General features: G+C 62.1%; 16 protein-coding genes. 7 read left to right on the forward strand and 9 right to left on the reverse strand.

Annotated features, from left to right (window positions below; genetic code table 11):
- Positions 1-41: 41 nt before the first annotated feature.
- The 7 genes from MA04_RS02275 to MA04_RS02305 all read right to left on the reverse strand — a co-directional run bounded on the left by MA04_RS02275 (position 42) and on the right by MA04_RS02305 (position 8,865).
- A complete protein-coding gene (locus tag MA04_RS02275) occupies positions 42-1,964 on the reverse strand; it encodes a PrkA family serine protein kinase (RefSeq protein WP_163125257.1) in 1,923 nt (640 codons plus the stop codon).
- A gap of 269 nt (positions 1,965-2,233) precedes the next feature.
- On the reverse strand, positions 2,234-3,046 hold the full coding sequence (locus MA04_RS02280; RefSeq protein ID WP_262459321.1) for a symmetrical bis(5'-nucleosyl)-tetraphosphatase: 813 nt from the start codon (positions 3,044-3,046) through the stop codon (positions 2,234-2,236).
- Positions 3,047-3,118: 72 nt separating this feature from the next.
- Entirely contained in the window at positions 3,119-3,508 is a 390-nt protein-coding gene (gene apaG, locus MA04_RS02285) for a Co2+/Mg2+ efflux protein ApaG (RefSeq protein WP_163125253.1), read from the reverse strand.
- 48 nt (positions 3,509-3,556) lie between these two features.
- On the reverse strand, positions 3,557-4,330 hold the full coding sequence (rsmA, locus tag MA04_RS02290; RefSeq protein WP_233918400.1) for a 16S rRNA (adenine(1518)-N(6)/adenine(1519)-N(6))-dimethyltransferase RsmA: 774 nt from the start codon (positions 4,328-4,330) through the stop codon (positions 3,557-3,559).
- Complete coding sequence (gene pdxA, locus MA04_RS02295) at positions 4,327-5,304, reverse strand: 4-hydroxythreonine-4-phosphate dehydrogenase PdxA (RefSeq protein ID WP_233918399.1); 978 nt, start codon at positions 5,302-5,304, stop codon at positions 4,327-4,329. Before pdxA ends, rsmA begins: the two co-directional genes overlap by 4 nt.
- Complete coding sequence (locus tag MA04_RS02300) at positions 5,301-6,599, reverse strand: peptidylprolyl isomerase (RefSeq protein WP_262459322.1); 1,299 nt, start codon at positions 6,597-6,599, stop codon at positions 5,301-5,303. The genes pdxA and MA04_RS02300 overlap by 4 nt, the downstream gene beginning before the upstream one ends.
- Entirely contained in the window at positions 6,592-8,865 is a 2,274-nt protein-coding gene (locus MA04_RS02305) for an LPS-assembly protein LptD (protein ID WP_262459323.1), read from the reverse strand. The genes MA04_RS02300 and MA04_RS02305 overlap by 8 nt, the downstream gene beginning before the upstream one ends.
- A gap of 173 nt (positions 8,866-9,038) precedes the next feature.
- Here MA04_RS02305 and MA04_RS02310 point away from each other — a divergent pair, with 173 nt between their 5' ends.
- From MA04_RS02310 to MA04_RS02330, 5 genes are read left to right on the forward strand one after another with little or no spacing between them, the layout of a single operon-like run.
- Positions 9,039-10,025, forward strand: coding sequence for an aminoglycoside phosphotransferase family protein (locus MA04_RS02310; RefSeq protein WP_262459324.1), 987 nt, complete (start codon positions 9,039-9,041; stop codon positions 10,023-10,025).
- On the forward strand, positions 10,025-10,690 hold the full coding sequence (gene murU / locus MA04_RS02315; protein WP_163125242.1) for an N-acetylmuramate alpha-1-phosphate uridylyltransferase MurU: 666 nt from the start codon (positions 10,025-10,027) through the stop codon (positions 10,688-10,690). The genes MA04_RS02310 and murU overlap by 1 nt, the downstream gene beginning before the upstream one ends.
- A gap of 32 nt (positions 10,691-10,722) precedes the next feature.
- Positions 10,723-11,397 (forward strand): ribulose-phosphate 3-epimerase, encoded by a 675-nt coding sequence (gene rpe / locus MA04_RS02320; protein WP_163125240.1) that lies wholly within the window; start codon positions 10,723-10,725, stop codon positions 11,395-11,397.
- Positions 11,398-12,192, forward strand: coding sequence for a DMT family transporter (locus MA04_RS02325; RefSeq protein WP_262459325.1), 795 nt, complete (start codon positions 11,398-11,400; stop codon positions 12,190-12,192).
- A gap of 22 nt (positions 12,193-12,214) precedes the next feature.
- Positions 12,215-12,754 (forward strand): NlpC/P60 family protein, encoded by a 540-nt coding sequence (locus MA04_RS02330; RefSeq protein ID WP_163125236.1) that lies wholly within the window; start codon positions 12,215-12,217, stop codon positions 12,752-12,754.
- On the opposite strand, the gene MA04_RS02335 is transcribed toward MA04_RS02330, so the two are convergent.
- Positions 12,755-13,216 (reverse strand): winged helix-turn-helix transcriptional regulator, encoded by a 462-nt coding sequence (locus MA04_RS02335; RefSeq protein ID WP_262459326.1) that lies wholly within the window; start codon positions 13,214-13,216, stop codon positions 12,755-12,757.
- Positions 13,217-13,365: 149 nt separating this feature from the next.
- On the opposite strand from MA04_RS02335, the gene MA04_RS02340 reads away from it, so the two are divergent.
- Positions 13,366-14,478, forward strand: a complete 1,113-nt coding sequence (locus MA04_RS02340; RefSeq protein WP_163125232.1) for an NADH:flavin oxidoreductase — start codon at positions 13,366-13,368, stop codon at positions 14,476-14,478.
- Positions 14,479-14,834: 356 nt separating this feature from the next.
- Here the strand turns inward: MA04_RS02340 and MA04_RS02345 are convergent, their stop codons facing one another.
- The gene (locus tag MA04_RS02345; protein WP_262459327.1) at positions 14,835-16,148 is read right to left on the reverse strand and encodes an MFS transporter; all 1,314 of its coding nucleotides are present in this window, start codon (positions 16,146-16,148) and stop codon (positions 14,835-14,837) included.
- A gap of 106 nt (positions 16,149-16,254) precedes the next feature.
- Here MA04_RS02345 and cyoA point away from each other — a divergent pair, with 106 nt between their 5' ends.
- Positions 16,255-17,298 (forward strand): ubiquinol oxidase subunit II, encoded by a 1,044-nt coding sequence (cyoA, locus tag MA04_RS02350; protein ID WP_262459328.1) that lies wholly within the window; start codon positions 16,255-16,257, stop codon positions 17,296-17,298.
- The last annotated feature ends 27 nt before the right edge of the window (positions 17,299-17,325 follow it).

Consider the following 17,325-nt stretch of genomic DNA (forward strand, 5'->3'; position numbering starts at 1 on the left):
CGCGCGCTGTCAACTGTCCACTATCAACTGTCCACTGCCTTTCATTGCGCCTTGCGGACCCGCAGGTACCATTCGGACAGCAGCCGAACCTGTTTCTCGGTGTAGCCGCGATCCATCATGCGCTTGACGAAGTTGTTGTGTTTGCGGCGATCCTCTTCGCTGCCTTTCGGGTTGAAGGAAATGACCGGCAACAGCTCCTCGGTGTTGGAGAACATTTTCTTCTCGATGACATCACGGAGCTTCTGATAGCTGAGCCAGCTCGGATTGCGGCCGCTGTTGTTGGCCCGCGCCCGCAGCACGAAGTTGACCACTTCGTTGCGGAAGTCCTTCGGGTTGGAAATGCCCGCCGGCTTCTCGATTTTTTCCAGTTCCTCATTGAGCGACTGGCGATCGAATATTTCGCCGGTATCCGGATCACGGAATTCCTGATCCTGAATCCAGAAGTCGGCGTAAGTGACATAGCGGTCGAAAATGTTTTGCCCGTACTCGGAGTAGGATTCCAGGTACGCGGTCTGGATTTCCTTGCCGATGAATTCCACGTAACGCGGAACCAGGTACTCCTTGATGAAGCGGTGGAATTGCTCCTGGCGTTCCTGAGGGAACTGCTCCTGCTCGATGCGCTGTTCGAGAACGTGGATCAGGTGCACCGGGTTGGCCGCTATCTCGGAATGATCGAAGTTGAACACCTTGGAGAGGATCTTGAAGGCGAAACGGGTGGACAGGCCGTCCATGCCTTCGTCGACGCCGGCCATATCCCGGTATTCCTGAATCGACTTGGCTCTCGGGTCCACGTCCTTCAGGTTCTCGCCGTCGTAAACGCGCACTTTGGAGTAAATGCTGGAATTTTCCGGTTCGCTGATCCGAGTTAACACCGAGAATTGAGCCAGCATGTGCAGCGTGTCCGGGGCGCACTGAGCGTCACGCAGACTGGAGTTGCGCAGCAGCTTCTCGTAAATCATCTGTTCTTCGGTGACGCGCAGGCAGTAAGGCACCTTGACGATGTAGACGCGGTCGATGAACGCCTCGTTGTTCTTGTTGTTCTTGAAGGTGTGCCACTCGGCTTCGTTGGAGTGGGCCAGCACGATGCCGTCGAAGGGAATCGCGCCCATGTGCTCGGTGCCGTTGTAGTTGCCTTCCTGGGTGGCGGTGAGTAGCGGGTGCAGCACCTTGATCGGCGCCTTGAACATCTCGACGAATTCCATCAGGCCCTGATTGGCCCGGCACAGGCCGCCGGAGAAGGCGTAGGAGTCCGGGTCGTCCTGGGAGAAATCCTCCAGTTTGCGGATGTCCACCTTGCCCACCAGAGCGGAGATGTCCTGATTGTTTTCGTCGCCGGGTTCGGTTTTCGATATGGCGATCTGATCCAGTATGGAGGGGTAGCATTTCACCACCCGGAACTGGCTGATATCGCCGCCGTATTCGTGCAAACGCTTGACCGCCCAGGGCGACATGATGGTGCGCACGTAACGGCGCGGAATGCCGTATTCCTCTTCCAGAATGGGGCCGTCCTCGTCGGCGTCGAAGACGGACAGAGGGGACTCATTCACCGGCGACCCCTTGATGGCGTAGAACGGCACCTTTTGCATCAAGGCCTTGAGTTTCTCCGCCAGAGAGGATTTACCGCCGCCAACCGGGCCGAGCAGGTAGAGAATCTGTTTCTTTTCTTCCAGCCCCTGGGCCGCGTGGCGGAAGTAGCTGACGATATTCTCGATGACCTCTTCGAGGCCGTAGAATTCGTCGAAGGCGGGATAGCGACGGATGATTTTGTTGGAAAAGATCCGGGAAAGCCGTGGATCCTTGGAGGTGTCCACCAGTTCAGGCTCACCGATCGCCATGAGCATGCGCTCGGGAGCGCTGGCGTAGGCGCTGGGGTCGCTCTTGCAGAGCGCCAGATACTCCTCCAGGGACAACTCCTCCTGCTGAGTGGCGTCAAACCGGGCCTGATAATGGCTGATAATGCTCATTCCTCACTCCCTCCTGGCGGCGCTTGAATGTCAAGCCGTCACTTTCTACATGAAAATAAACCCTTAACGAAATGGATGAGGCGCAAAGATCAGGAAATCCCGTCACGGGATGTCGGTGACCGGCCTTGTCTTTAGCATGGCGCCAAAACAAAGTCTGAGTCAAAGCCAAGCCGAAAAAAAATATTGTTTTTTTTGCAGCGATGGAATGAACCGGCGGAGCCGAATTCGGTCACCGCCGGAACGTCATGAAAAGAGGGGAGGAGGGAGGATCAACGGCACTGGCAGGCGATGCGCTGGCCGTCGTCCAGGCGCAGTGCGGTGAGCTGGCCACCCCATACGCAGCCGGTGTCCAGGGGTTCCACGTCACTGGCGCTGGCACGGCCTTCCAGGGCCGCCCAGTGGCCGAACAGGATGCGACGGCCCAGGTCGCGCCGGCGAGGATGTTCAAACCAGGGCATATAGCCCTCGGGGGGCTGATCCGCCTCACCTTTACTGCCCAGATCCAGTTCACCGGCATCGTTGACGAAGCGCATGCGGGTGAAATGGTTGGTGATCACTCGCCACCGCTCCGGACCTTGCAGGTCATCATGCCATCCCGCCGGCTCGTTGCCGTACATGTGCGCGAAAAAGGTGCTCGCCCGGTCGCCATCGGCGAGCACGGCGGTGATTTCTCCGGCCCGTTCACGGGCTTGTTCCAGACTCCACAGCGGGGGCATGCCGGCGTGGGCCATCACCGCGTTGAATTCGGGCAGGTCGATCAGCAGCGGTTGGCGCTGCAGCCAGCCCAGCAGGGTGTCCCGGTCTTCCGCTTCGAGGATCGCCGCCAGGGTATCCTTGCTTCTGGCGTGCGTCTGGCCGTGGGCCACCGCCAGCAGGTGCAGATCATGATTGCCCAGTACGGTGAGGACATTGTCCCGCAAGTCATGGATTCGGCGCAGGGTGCCGAGCGAGTCCGGGCCGCGATTGACCAGGTCCCCGGCCAGGACCAGTTGATCGCGGTCCGCCTTGAAGCGAATCCGCTCCAGCAGGGCCTCGAAGGGGCCCAGACAGCCCTGGATGTCGCCGATGGCGTAGGTGCTCATGGGAAAATTCCGTCAGGCTCGCTATGGGTGGTTATTCGGAGTCGGTCAGGGTGCCGCTTCCGCCGCGAGGGTTCAATGCAAGGCTCGATCGGCGGCCAGGGTGAAAGCCGGGATCGGAGCATTGAAGCAGGTGCCGTCCTCGGACAGCATCTGATAGTTGCCGCGCATGCTGCCGACGGCGGTTTCCAGGATGGCGCCACTGGAATACTGGAACTCCTGGCCTGGCGCCAGCTCCGGCTGCTGGCCGAGAACGCCTTCGCCGTGGACTTCCTGTACGCGCTGGTCGCCGTCGGTGATGATCCAGTGCCGGGTCAGCAGGCGCGCGCCCTGGCTGCCGCGGTTGATGATGCGGATGTGGTAGGCGAACGCCCAGCGCTTCTGGTCGGCGTCGCTTTGCTCCGGCAGGTACTCGCTTTCCGCGAACACCTCGATGCGGTAGGCATCGTTGTCACTGTTGCTCATGATTCCCTCTTGCGGGGTCGGAAACCCGGTGGGCGGCGTCCCCCGCCGTTAGCCGGTGGCGTTGGCCAGCGCGACGTAATCCGCCACCGAAAGATGATCGGGACGCAGGCCGGGGTCGATGCCCAGGGCATCGAAAATATCCGGTTCCACCAGCGTCTTCAGCGCATTGCGCACCGCCTTGCGGCGTTGGGTGAAGGCCTGGTTGACCAGCTTGCCAAGATAGACCGGATCCCGGGCCGGCCAGGGCGCGGTGGCGTGCGGGGTCAGTCTGACTACGGCGGAGTCCACCTTGGGTGGCGGCTGGAACGCGCCCGGGGGCACGAAGAACAGATAATCCGCCTGACAGTGGTATTGCACCATCACCGACAGCCGACCGTAATCGCTCGTGCCCGGTGCCGCGGTGAGCCGGTCCACCACCTCCTTTTGCAACATGAATGTCATGTCGCTGATCACTTCCGCCTGCTCCAGCAGGTGGAAGATCAAGGGAGTTGAAATATTGTACGGCAAATTGCCCACCACCCGCAGCTTGAGGTCGCCGGCCAGGGGGCGAAAGTCGAAACGCAGGGCGTCCGCCTGATGGACGGTCAGACGTTCTTCAGGTACCGCCTCGCGCAGTAAATGGATCAGGTCTCGGTCCAGTTCCACCACGTCCAGATGAGCCACCTGCTCCAGTAGTGGATAGGTGAGCGCGCCGCGTCCGGGGCCGATTTCCACCAGCTTCTGGCCGGCCATGGGGGCCACCGTGCGGACCAGACGATCGATGATGCCCGGGTCATGCAGAAAGTGCTGCCCGAAGCGTTTGCGGGCGCGGTGTTCGGTCATGAGGAACGTTTCTCCACCAGTTCCAGAGCCAGGTCGATGGCGGCGTGCAAGCTGCCGGCCCGGATATGTCCGCTGCCGGCCAGATCGAAGGCGGTGCCGTGGTCCACTGAAGTGCGGATGAACGGCAGCCCCAGGGTGATATTCACGGCTTCGCCGAAGCCGGCGTACTTGAGCACCGGCAGACCTTGATCATGGTACATGGCCAGCACCGCGTCGTGTTGCGCCAGCAGCGCCGGCTGGAAGGCGGTGTCGGCGGGCACCGGCCCGGTGAGCCGCAACCCTTGCCCTCGCAGCTTCTCCAGCGCCGGCTCGATGATCTCAAGCTCTTCCCGCCCCAGATGGCCGCCTTCGCCGGCGTGGGGGTTCAGCCCCAGCACCAGAATACGAGGAGAGTCGATGGCGAACTTGTCGCGCAAATCCTGGCACAGGATCTGCAAGGTGGTTTCCAGGCCGGGCCCGGTGATCGCCGCCGCCACCCGGGACAGAGGCAAATGAGTGGTGGCGAGGGCCACGCGCAGGGTCTTGGCGGCCAGCATCATCACCACCTGATCCACGCCGGCCTGCTCGGCGAAGAATTCGGTGTGCCCGGTAAACGCCGGATCCGCGCCTTCACGGATGATATTCTTGGCCACCGGTGCCGTAACCAGGGCGGCGAAATGGCCGTCCAGACAACCCCGGGCAGCCCGGCCGAGCATCGTCAGGGTGCCTTTGGCGGTGGCCGGGTCCGGCTGCCCGGCGGTGACCGGGGCGCCAGCGGGGCAGTGCCAAAGGGCCGGGCCGGTGGGTGGAGCGTCGCCAGGCTGCCATTGCGGCCAGGTCGCCCGGACGCCCAACTGCCGGGCGCGATCATGCAACACTTGCCGATCCGCCAGCACGACAAGGGCGGTGTCGGGATAGCGGCCGGGCAGATCCAGCATCAGATCCGGGCCGATGCCCGCCGGGTCGCCGCTGGTGATGACAATCGGCGCGGTCATTGATCCAGACGGATATCGACGTAGGCTTCCGCCCGCTTTTCCTGCAGCCAGGTTTGCAGTTCTTCGTCGAATCGCTGCTTTTGCAGGGCCTGACGGGCGCGCATCTGGCGGAATTCGTCGCTCATGTCCGCTTCACGTTGTTCTTCCACCAGCAGGAAATGGTAACCGAACTGGGTCTGGAACACCGGAGACACCTGCCCCACCGGGGTGGATTCCATCATTTGCTCGAACTCCGGCACCATCTGGCCGGGGGTGACCCAGCCCAACTCGCCACCCTGATTGCGGCTGCCGGGATCATCGGAATGCTCGCGGGCCACATCGGCCAGGCTGACGCTGCCGGTGACCACTTGCTGATGCAGGCGCTGGGCTTCGGTCTGGGCCTGCTCCTGGGTAGTCAGCGCATCCGACTGGATCAGCACGTGCCGTACCCGATACTGAGTGACCACGTGCTCGCCGCCACCACCGCGACGGTCAATCATTTTCAGAATGTGATAACCGGCGCCGGAGCGCAGCGGCTCGGAGATTTCGCCGGCCTGCATGTCGATGGCGGTTTCGGCGAACAGGGTTGGCCATTGGGCCGCCGGACGCCAGCCGAGATCGCCGCCTTCCAGTGCTTGCGGGCCGTCGGATTGTTCCACCGCGGTTTCGGCGAAGTCGGCGCCGCCGCGCAGGCGCTGAACGATGCCGTTGGCTTTGTTCCGGGCCTGTTCAAGCTGCTCCGGAGAGGCGCCGCTGGGGACTTGCACCAGAATATGGCCAAGATGGAAGTCGGCGGCGAACATGCGCCGGCCCAGGTCGGAGCTGAGGAAGCGCTCCACTTCCCGGTCGGTGATGCGTACCCGGGAGGAAACGGAGCGCTGCTGCAGGCGGGAAATCACCATGTCGTTACGCACCTGCTCGCGGAACTCGGCCCAGGAGTAGCCGTCGGTGCGGACCGCGTTGGCGAACTGCTCCAGATCCATGTTGTTCTGCTGGGCGATGCCGGTCAGCGCCTGATTGAGGCTGCCGTCATCCACGCGGATGCCACCGCGCTCCGCCAGTTGCAGTTGAATGCGCTCGATGATCATGCGATCGAGTACTTGCTCGCGCAGCACCTGGGCCGGAGGCAGAGGGCGGTTGTCCGCCTCGAACTGACCAACGATGCCGGCAACCCGGGACTGCAGCTCACTTTCCATGATGGCGCCGTCGTTGACCACCGCGACGATGCGGTCAAGGATCCGCACCTGTGCCTGGGCATTGACTGCCAGGCCCAGACACAGACAGACGGTCAGTAACGTCGACAAAGCCCTATTCATATTCTCTCCTGTATCCGGAAATGCTGCGCTCCAGCAGTGAGTCCACTCGCCCGCCGAAGCCGCCCAGTCCGGTCATTTCGATCTGCAACATCACGGTGGAGTCCGGCTCAAGGGTGCCGTCCCCATCATCGTCGTAGAGTTCCCGCTGGCTCACCAGTCGTACCCGCCAGCAGCAGTTTCGGTATTCCGCGCCCGCCAGGGTTTCCTGGGTGCGGTGGTTTTCCACGTCGTACATCCAGCGGCCGATCAGCCGCCAGTTACGATGGATCGGCCAGATCGCCGCGACTTCCGATTGCCGCAGATTATCCTCCGGACGGTCGTGGAAGCCCAGGTTGAAAATCCGTCGCTCGCGGTCGTTATAGCCGAGCCGCAGGGTGGAACGCTGGCGCTGGCCGCCGGAGGTATCCCATTGGCCTTCCGAATAGAGGTACCAATCGCGTCCAAAGTTCCATCGCATGTCGGCCACCGCCGGTGTCTGGTCGGCGGTGTCTTCCCCGGTGCCGTCCAGTTGCACCTTGCGGTCGTCCAGGTAGTAGCCCTGGCCAACGCGCAGGCGCAGTTGTTCGCGGCCATCGTCGTCGCGCAGGAAACGGCTGGTCAAGCCCACCGCGATCTTCTCTTCATCGCCGATGCGGTCGTAGCCGATGTAGCGGTTTTCCCGGAACAGGGTGTTATAGGAGAAGGTCAGCTCACCGGCATCGAAATCCGGCAGGTCATCCTGGTACTCGTAAGCCACCTTGTTGACGAACACCCGCGGTTCCAGGGTCTGGGTGTAGCCGCGGCCGAACAGGTTGGTGGAACGCTCGAAGAACATGCCGGCGTCGAGGCTGGCGCCCCAGGTGTTGAGGGAGGGCTCGCTGCCGCTGGGGCCGCCGTCATCCAGTTGATAACGGGTATGGTACAGGCGTGCCCTGGGCTCCACATAACCCCAGTTGTTTTCCAGCCGCGCCGACAGCGCCGGCTGCGCGTGCATGCGCACACCGGTGGGATTGTTGCTGGTGTCCTTGTCGCTGCGGTCGAAGGCAGTGACGTCGCTGAGCCATAACAGCCGCAGTGGGCCGAGCAGGTGCGGACGGCCGGTCAGTTGCAACTGAGGCAGCCGGCGATAGGGATGCTGGTCATCCGACAAGGTGGGATCGATGGTCTGCCAGGCTTGCAGCCGGCCCAGCGCCTGCCAGGTCTGGCCGTAATAGCGCAACTCCCCGACCCGTGGCAGGTGGGTCTGCGAGCTCACCTGCAGACCGGTATCCAGATCCTTGAAGTAAAAGTCGTCGGACACGTAATTCATGTCCACGTGCAGGCCCCAGCGGCCGATGGAGCCATCGTGGCGCCAGGCCGCCAGCTCGCGGTCCTGATCGTCGAACTCACGATCCTGGAACAGCACGCCGTAGCTGACCTGGCCCTGGCCATAGGGGGTCAGATAGCGGAACTCGGTTTCCAGACCGGCGCCGCGGCCGTCCACATAGCGCGGGGCGATGGTGGCGTCCATCTGTGGGTGCAGGTTCAGGTAGATCGGCTGGGAGAAATCCAGGCCGCCGCTGTCGCTGGTGCTGATGGTCGGAAACAGCAACCCGGATTTGCGCCGGTCATCAATGGGGAAGGTGATCCAGGGCAAATAGAACAGTGGCACGTCCCTGACCCGCAACACCACGTTGCGCGCCTCACCCCAGCCCTTGTCGCGGTCCAGCAGAATCTGCTCGCCGGAGAGGCGCCAACCGTTGGAGCCGGGTGGGCAGGTGGTGTAGGTGCCATTGAACACCGAGGTCAGATTGCTGACCTGATCGATATACTCGGCGGAGCCATGGGCGCCGGGGCCGAACAGCGAATAGCGGGCATTGCCCAGGCTGACCTGGCGGCTGCTGGTCTGGCCGCTCATGGAGTCGGCAAGAAAGGTGAATTGATTGGACTCCAGGCGCAGCGGGGTGTCCACTTCAAACTTGCCGCTGCTGCGGTCAAACAGGGCGGAATTGGTGACCACCCGGGAACCGGGTTGCTCAATCAGGACGTCGCCGCTCATTTCGATCAGGCCGTCCTCGGACGCGCTGGTCTGATCGGCGGTAATGATGGTGTCGCTGGTTTCCGCCCGCGGGCCAACCCGGGGGTTGTAATAGATGCCGCCGCACCACACCGGAATGGGGCGTTGCAGCACCTCGGGAAGCTCGTTCATTGCCTCACGGTCAACCCAGTTCAGATCGTCCTTGGCTGCCGCGGTGCTGGCGAAACCCAGTACCAGGCAGGAAAACATCAGTCGTGAGTGCAGTGGCATCGGCTGCTCAGAACAGGTAAAAAGGCCGTTTTAAACCGCTGGACGCCCCCATGGCCGGGATTTGTCCCGGTGTTTCCCGATGCCGGCGCTCGGGTCGGGGCACCTTGGGGCAGGAAACAGGGCGACACGGTAGTCTTCGTCAATCGCCGCAGTGTAAACGAATGGGATGGGCAATGCAGCCAGAGAAGGATGATCGGGATCCGCGCAAGTCCGCGTTGGATCAATGGGTCGGTGAACAGACCGGCGAGACGGCGATAGGTGTGCCGGCGTCCGTGGACGCCAGTTTTCGCCGCTATTTTCGTTACTCGCTGGAGCAGGGCTCGCGGGTGGCAATGGACGCTCCGCCGCCACGGGAAGACTGCCGGCCCTTTGTCGATGTGGCCCGGCGACTGGTCGACGCCGGCGTCAACGTGCCCCGGGTCCGCGCCAGTGATCTGTCACGTGGCTATCTGTTGTTGGATGACCTCGGCACGGATACCTGGTTGCGGACCCTGAATGACGGCAACGCCGATGCCTGGTTCGGTCAGGCCCTCGATGTCGTGGTGCGGATGCAGGTCCATGCCGATGCCGACGGTTTGCCGGTCTATGACGAGGCGCTGTTGCGCCGGGAGCTGACGCTGTTCCCGGAATGGTATCTGCGGCATGAACGGTCCTTGACGCCCACTGGAGAACAGCAGGAGCGTCTGAACCGGGTGTTTGACCTGCTGGTGGCGTCGGCTCTGGAGCAGCCCCGGGTGTTCGTGCATCGGGACTATATGCCACGCAACCTGATGGTGACCGAGCCCAATCCAGGGGTCATCGACTTCCAGGACGCGGTGCTCGGCCCGATCAGCTACGATCCGATTTGTCTGTTCAAGGATGCTTTCATCAGCTGGCCCGAGCCGCGGGTGTTGGACTGGCTGCGGCTATACCATCAGCGCGGTCTGGACGCGGGTTTGCCTCTGCCGGAGTTCGATACCTTTCTGCGCTGGTGTGACCTGATGGGGGTCCAGCGTCATTTGAAGGTGATCGGTATCTTTTCCCGGATCCGGCACCGGGACGGCAAGCCGGGTTATGTGAAGGACGTGCCTCGTTTCTTCACCTACTTGCGTACCGTGATCGGCCGCCGCCCTGAATTGGCGGACCTGGGACGGCTGCTGGACGAGTGGGAGTGTCCCTGATGCGGGCGATGATCCTGGCGGCGGGCTATGGCAATCGCATGCGGCCGCTCACCGACCATACCCCCAAGCCGTTGTTGGAGGTGGGCGGCACGCCGTTGATCGAATATCTGATCGAAGGGCTGGCCCGTGCCGGGTTCCGCGAACTGGTGATCAATACCGGCTGGCTGGGCGAGCAATTGCCGGCACGGCTGGGGGACGGCGAACGTCTCGGTGTGCATATCCGCTGGTCCCATGAAGGCAAGCCGCTGGAAACCGCCGGCGGTATTTTGCGCGCCTTGCCGATGCTCGGTGACGAGCCGTTCGCCCTGGTCAACGGTGACATCTGGACCGATTACGATTTCAGCCGTCTGAACCTGGATCTGGCGGTCGACCGCGCGCATTTGGTGCTGGTGGATAACCCGCCGCACCACGCGGACGGGGATTTCCATTTAACAGAGCAGGGCCGGGTACGGGATAATGGCGCCTCGCGGCTGACCTACGCGGGCATCGCTTGTCTGCACCCGGCGTTGTTTCATGGTCTGGCATCCGGCGAGCAGAAGCTGGCGCCGCTGCTGCGCTCGGCCATGGCGGCGGAGCGGGTCAGCGGCGAGCATCACCGGGGGCAGTGGTGGGACATCGGAACCCCGCGACGGCTGGAACAACTGGATCACTTTTTACGCGCCTGAGCCCGCGGGCCCGGGCGGTGCTGGAGAACTTGATGGGTAAGCAAATCCCTTGGATCGCGCCTTCCATCCTGGCGGCGGATTTCGCCCGACTGGGAGAGGAATGCGAGGCGGTACTGGCCGCCGGCGCCGACGTGATTCATTTCGACGTCATGGACAACCACTATGTGCCGAACCTGACCATCGGTCCGATGGTGTGCCAGGCGCTGCGCAAACATGGCATCGAAGCGCCCATCGACGTGCACCTGATGGTGTCGCCGGTGGACGACCTGATCGGTATGTTCGCCGACGCCGGCGCCTCCATGATCACCTTTCACCCGGAAGCCTCCCGCCATGTGGACCGCTCCTTGCAACTGATCCGGGATGCCGGCTGCCAGGCCGGGCTGGTGTTGAATCCGGCGACCACGCCGGAGTGCCTGGAATACGTTATGGACAAGCTCGATATGATTCTGCTGATGAGCGTGAATCCGGGCTTCGGCGGGCAGAAGTTCATTCCCGGCACCCTGAAGAAGATCGAGCAGGTGCGTGCCCTGATCGATCGGCAAGAGCGGCCGATCCGTCTGGAAGTCGATGGTGGCGTGTCGGAGCAAAACATCCGGGAGGTGGCCGCCGCCGGCGCCGATACCTTTGTCGCCGGGTCCGCCATCTTCGGCAAGAGCGACTATGGCGCGGTGATCGAACAGATGCGTGCCGAACTGGCCCTGGCCTGAATGAGCGGCATCAGCACCCGTGCCGCCGGGCATGGTGAAATGCTGGTGTGGTCGTTGCTGATCGGGACTTCCTTTCCCATCGCGGAATATCTGGTTCGGGATGCGCACCCGTTGCCGCTGACCGGCGTACGGTTTCTGATCGCCGCGCTGTTATTGGTTCCGGTAGCCACCCGGGTGGCGATCAATCCGCGCCGTTTAATCATCTGGGCGATTCTTGGCGCGCTGCTGGCGGTGTTTTTCTGGGCACAATTCCATGCTTTGCGAACTGTTGGCAGCATCGAGTTGTCTCTGTTGTACCTGCTGTCGCCGCCGGGTACCGCGATTCTGGCCTGGTACGCGAACCGGGAGTATCTGCACCCGGTGCCGCTGGCGGCGTTCGCCTTGGTGTTGTATCTGGTGATCCAGTATTTGATCCTGCCGGCGCCCACCGACCTGGTGGCGTTGCTGGCGCGGCCGGGAAGCCAGGTCTATTTGCTCGGTTGTGCGGCGGTGATCGGCTACGCGGTGTTATCCCGTGGGGCTATTTTGCGGAACTGGCTGCCCGCCGCGGCGGCCACCACCACTTTCTGGAGTCTGTTGTTCGCCGGCGTGTTGCTCTGCCTGGTGGGCGTCACGCGGTTACCGGAAGTGGCGCAGTGGCATTGGGATCATTGGTGGCGGCTGGTTTACCTGGCGGTATTTACCAGCATCCTTTCCTATTGGTTGATGCAGCGGGCGTTGCAGAAGCTGCACCCGGCCATCGTCGTTGCCTACGGCGCGGTGGTGCCGTTATGGGTGGCACTGCTACCCTTTTGACGAGGAAGAAACGGACTATCGAATGCGCCTGGTAAGCGGAGTGATACTGTTGTGTGTGTTGCTGGCGGGCTGTGCCAGCCGGCCGGTGGTGGTGGAGGATCGGAGCGAGCCGGAAGCGGGCAGCCATGCCGACCCGGAACAGACCGTATCGATGGAGGATTACTCCGTGGATATGGCCAATCCGGGGATGGTGCACGCTTTGCTCAGCGCGCAACTGCAGGAATGGGAAGGCACGCCTTACCGGCTGGGCGGGATGACCCGCAAGGGCATCGATTGCTCCGGTTTTGTGTTTCTCACCTTTCATGATCGCTTGGGGGTGCGCCTGCCGCGTACCACGGATCAGCAGGCGAGAGTGGGGGAGAAAGTGGCCAAGGATCAGTTGCAGACCGGCGACCTGGTGTTCTTCCGCACCGGCCGGGGAGTTCGTCATGTGGGTATTTACATGAACCACGGCCGATTCATGCACGCCTCCACCAGCCGCGGGGTGATGGTCTCGTCGCTGGACAATGTCTACTGGCGTTCCCATTACTGGACCGCCCGTCGTATCGAAACGCGCTTCTGATCAGGCGTCCGTCGCCAGACGTTCGACCCCGGTGTTTTCGAAACGCACATCGCGGACGGTCAGGGGCTGGCCGTCATCGCCTTCCACATGGAGCTGGCGGATCGGGTGTCCGCTGATCCGGTCCACCAGCCGCAGATCGTCGCGGTTGCCGTTCCAGCGTTCGCTCCATTGTCGCAGCGCGGTGATTACCGTGAACAGGTCGCGGCCCTTGTCGGTGAGCCGATATTCGTAGCGAGTACCGTGCTCGCCGGCATCCACCTTGCTCATCACGCCGCTGTCCACCAGCCGGTTAAGGCGGTTGCAGAGGATGTTCTTGGCAATCCCCAGCCGCTGCTGAAAGTCGACGAAACGGCGGGTACCGAGCATGGCCTCCTTGACCACCAGCAGTGACCACCAGTCGCCCACTTGATCCAGGGCGCAGGCCACGGAGCAGTCCAGGTCGTCAAAGCGTTTTCGGGTCACGGGGAGAGCCCTCCAGGGGATTCGGCATATGTAAGAGCTTCTTCAGTCTATCCAAAACGGTTGCATGATGAAACCGTCCTGGTTTACGGTTGCGATCTGCAACCAAATTGGACGGCGGCCGGGGCCGCCACGACTCGGGAGAACAGGCTATGAGTACCTCGCTGGATGCGTTGCTGCGTCCGTTTGAACACAAGTCCCTGAAACTGCGTAACCGCGTGGCCATGGCGCCGATGACGCGTAATTTTTCCCCGGACTACATTCCCAATGAGGATGTGGCCGCTTACTACCGTCGCCGCGCCGAAGGCGAGGTGGGGCTGATCATTACCGAGGGCACCACCGTGGGCCATGTGGCGGCCAACGGTTACGAACGGGTGCCGGCTTTTCATGGTGAGCTGGCATTGGCTGGCTGGAAGCGGGTGGTGGACCAGGTCCACCAGGCCGGTGGCGCCATTATTCCCCAGCTTTGGCACGTCGGGGCGGTGCGCCGGCCCGGTATCGGCCCGGACAAGGATGTGCCCGGTTATTCTCCTTCCGGCCTGTTCAAGCCGGGCAAGGAGAGCGGCCATGCCATGACCCTGGAAGATATCGACGACGTCATCCGGGCTTTCGCCGAATCCGCCCGTAACGCCCGTGATCTGGGGTTCGATGGTGTGGAAATCCACGGTGCTCACGGCTACCTGCTTGATCAGTTCTTCTGGGAAGGCACCAACCAGCGTGATGACCAATACGGCGGCAACATGGATAACCGCGGGCGTTTCGTGGCGGACATCGTGCGCGCGGTGCGTGAGGCGGTGGGTGAGGACTTCGCCATCGTGCTGCGGTATTCCCAGTGGAAACAGCAGGATTATGAGGCCCGGCTGGCCACCACCCCGCAGGAACTGGAGCGCTTCCTGACCCCGCTGGTGGACGCCGGCGTCGATCTGTTCCACGCCTCCACCCGCCGCTTCTGGGTGCCGGAATTCGAAGGTTCCGACCTCAATCTGGCCGGCTGGACCCGTAAGCTGACCGGCAAGCCGACCCTTTCCGTGGGCAGTGTGGGCCTGGATGACGATTTCATCGGCCATAACAATCAGGGTATGGGCGGCACCGCCAATCCGGTGAGTATCGACGAACTGGAACGGCGTATGGCCAACGACGAATTCGACCTGATCGCGGTCGGACGGGCTTTGTTGCAGGACCCGAACTGGCTGATCAAGATGCGGGAAGGTCGTGAGGAGGAGATCGAGATCTTCACCAAGAAAGCCCTGGGTTCGCTCAGCTGAGCCTTCCATCAGGGACGCAGAGCCGCGTTACGCCTTTACGGGAACGTCGTGAATACATTCCTGTAGGCTCCCGGTCGAACATCCCTGTTCGACCGGGTCCCGCAAAGGCGTAACGCGGCTCCGCTTCGAGGTAACCGGCAAGCGCGGGTGTTCTTCTCGCCTTGGAGATATAAATGCGGAGGTTGCTACAAAGCCGCTGTGGGAGCTTGCTTGCAAGCGAATCTTCTTGGGCCTCGAGAGTCTTCGCTTGCAGGCAAGCTCCCACAGTGGGGCTGTAGGGAGGCCTTCCGGAGCCCGGTTTGACAGCGGCGCCAAACCGGGAGCCGAGCCCCGCTGGAGATCCCCCTGTTTCGCCTTTAACTTGCTTCCAGGGACTTGTTAATGCGCAGCGCCAGCAGCGTGCAAACCACCCCGGACAGCAGATAAACGCTGACGTAAGCCAGGCCGAACTTAGCTGACAGCCCCAGTGCCACCAGCGGCGCGAAGGCGGCGCCGAACAGCCAGGCGAAGTCGGAGGTCAAGGCCGCTCCGGTATAGCGGAAGCGGCGCTGGAAGTTGGCGGTGACGGTGCCGGAAGCCTGGCCGTAGGACAGACCCAGCAAAACGAAGCCGACCAGAATGAAGATATCCTGCTGTACCGCGTTACCGTCCATCAGCAGCGGTGTGAACAGACTGAAGATCCCGATCAGCACCGCCAGCGAGCCGACGGTGTTGCGTTTGCCGATCCGTTCCGCGATCCAGCCGGAGGCAATGGTGCCGAAAATCGCCAGGATCGCCCCGATGGCCTGCACGATCAGCACATCCGGCACGTTCTGGGAGCCGTTCAGTACGATCCAGGACAGCGGGAAGATGGTCACCAGATGGAACAGGGCATAGCTGGCCAGGGCAGCGAAGGCGCCAATGAAGATGTTGTAGCCCTGCTCTTGCAACATTTTGCGTGTGCTCAGCGGTTCCAGGTCACTCTCTTCCAGTGCCGCGGTGTACTCATGGGTCAACACCAGCCGCAGGCGGGCGAACAGGGCCACCACGTTGATGGCGAACGCCACGAAGAACGGATAGCGCCAGCCCCAGCCGAGGAAGTCCTCGGTGGACAGGCTCATATACAGAAACAGGAACAGGACGCTGGCCACCAGGAAACCGATAGGGGCGCCCAGTTGGCCGATCATGGCGAACCGGGAGCGGCGGTTTTTCGGCGTGTTCAGCGCCAACAAGGAGGGCAGGCCGTCCCAGGAGCCGCCCAGGGCGAGCCCCTGCAGAATACGCAGCAGCGACAACACCAGGATGGCGTAGCCGCCCAATACCGCGTGGCCGGGCAGGAAGGCGATACCCGCGGTGGCGGTGCCGAGCAGGAACAAGGCGGCGGTCAGTTTAACGCTGCGGCCCCAGTGGCGCTGGATGGTCATGAACAGCGCGGTACCGAAGGGGCGGGCGATAAAGGCGAAGGAAAAGATGGTGAAGGCGTACAGCAACCCCTCCAGGCGGCCGGCGAACGGAAAAAACACCGACGGAAACACCAGAACCGAGGCTATTCCATAAACGAAGAAGTCGAAGTACTCTGAGGTGCGTCCGATCACCACGCCCACGGCGATCTCGTTCGGCGCCACGGCCTGATGGGCCTCCGGAGCGGAAGAGTAGGAGGGCACGGAGGCGGGGTCGTTCGTTGTTATCATTGCTGTACCTCACGAAATCAAGTCCGACCGATCATAATCACTTTCTCGATATCGTGACACCATTGGACAAAATGTCCAATTCAACATTCCGGGCCGGAGGCGTACAGTGCGCGGCACCCTGGACTACTTACAATACTCGGCAATGCCAATTCTCAAGCTAGTACGCGGGTTGTCACTGACCGCCGCCGTCGCTTTGCTGGCGGGGTGTGATGCAGTGGTGATGTCGCCATCCGGTGACGTGGCCGCCCAACAACGTGACCTGATCATCTGGGCCACGGTGTTGATGCTTCTGGTGATCGTACCCGTCATCATCCTTACTCTGTTATTCGCCTGGCGCTATCGTTCTTCCAACAAGAACGCCACCTACAAGCCGGATTGGGACCATTCCACGGTGTTGGAACTGGTGATCTGGGGCGTGCCGCTGTTGATTATTATCGCCCTGGGGGCGATGACCTACGTCAGCACCCACAAACTGGATCCCTATCGCCCGCTGGATCGTATCGCGCCGGGTCAACCGGTACCGGCGGACATGGAGCCGCTGGTGGTGGAAGTGGTCTCCCTGGACTGGAAATGGCTGTTCTTCTACCCGGAACAGGGCATCGCCACGGTTAATGAACTGGCGGCGCCGGTGGATCGTCCGATCCGCTTCAAGATCACCTCCTCGTCCACCATGAACTCGTTCTTCATTCCGGCGCTGGCTGGCCAGATCTACGCCATGGCGGGGATGGAAACCAAGTTGCATGGGGTGATCAACGAAGAAGGCGTCTACGACGGTTTCTCCGCCAACTACAGCGGTGCCGGCTTCTCGCATATGCGCTTCAAGTTCCACGGCATGAGCGAAGCCGACTTCGAGCAGTGGGTGACCAAAGTGGCCGCCGAGGGCGACACCCTGGATCGCGACGTTTATCGGGAGCTGGAACAGCCGAGCGAGCGCGAGCCCGTACACTATTATGCCGAGGTGGATCCCACTCTCTACGACGCGATTCTGAATCTATGCGTGGAGCCCGGCACGATGTGTATGAAAGACATGATGATGTTCGGGCACAGTGGCCACCACGGTGGTCATGACGGTGACAAGGCCGGCAAGGAAGAAGGCCATGATGATCATGGTGACCCTGCCACCGGCCACGGGCACGAACAGCATCAGTGATGGAATGACGCGGTCTTCCATCGTTCC

Source organism: Alloalcanivorax balearicus MACL04 (assembly GCF_025532145.1).
Classification (GTDB): Bacteria; Pseudomonadota; Gammaproteobacteria; order Pseudomonadales; family Alcanivoracaceae; genus Alloalcanivorax; species Alloalcanivorax balearicus.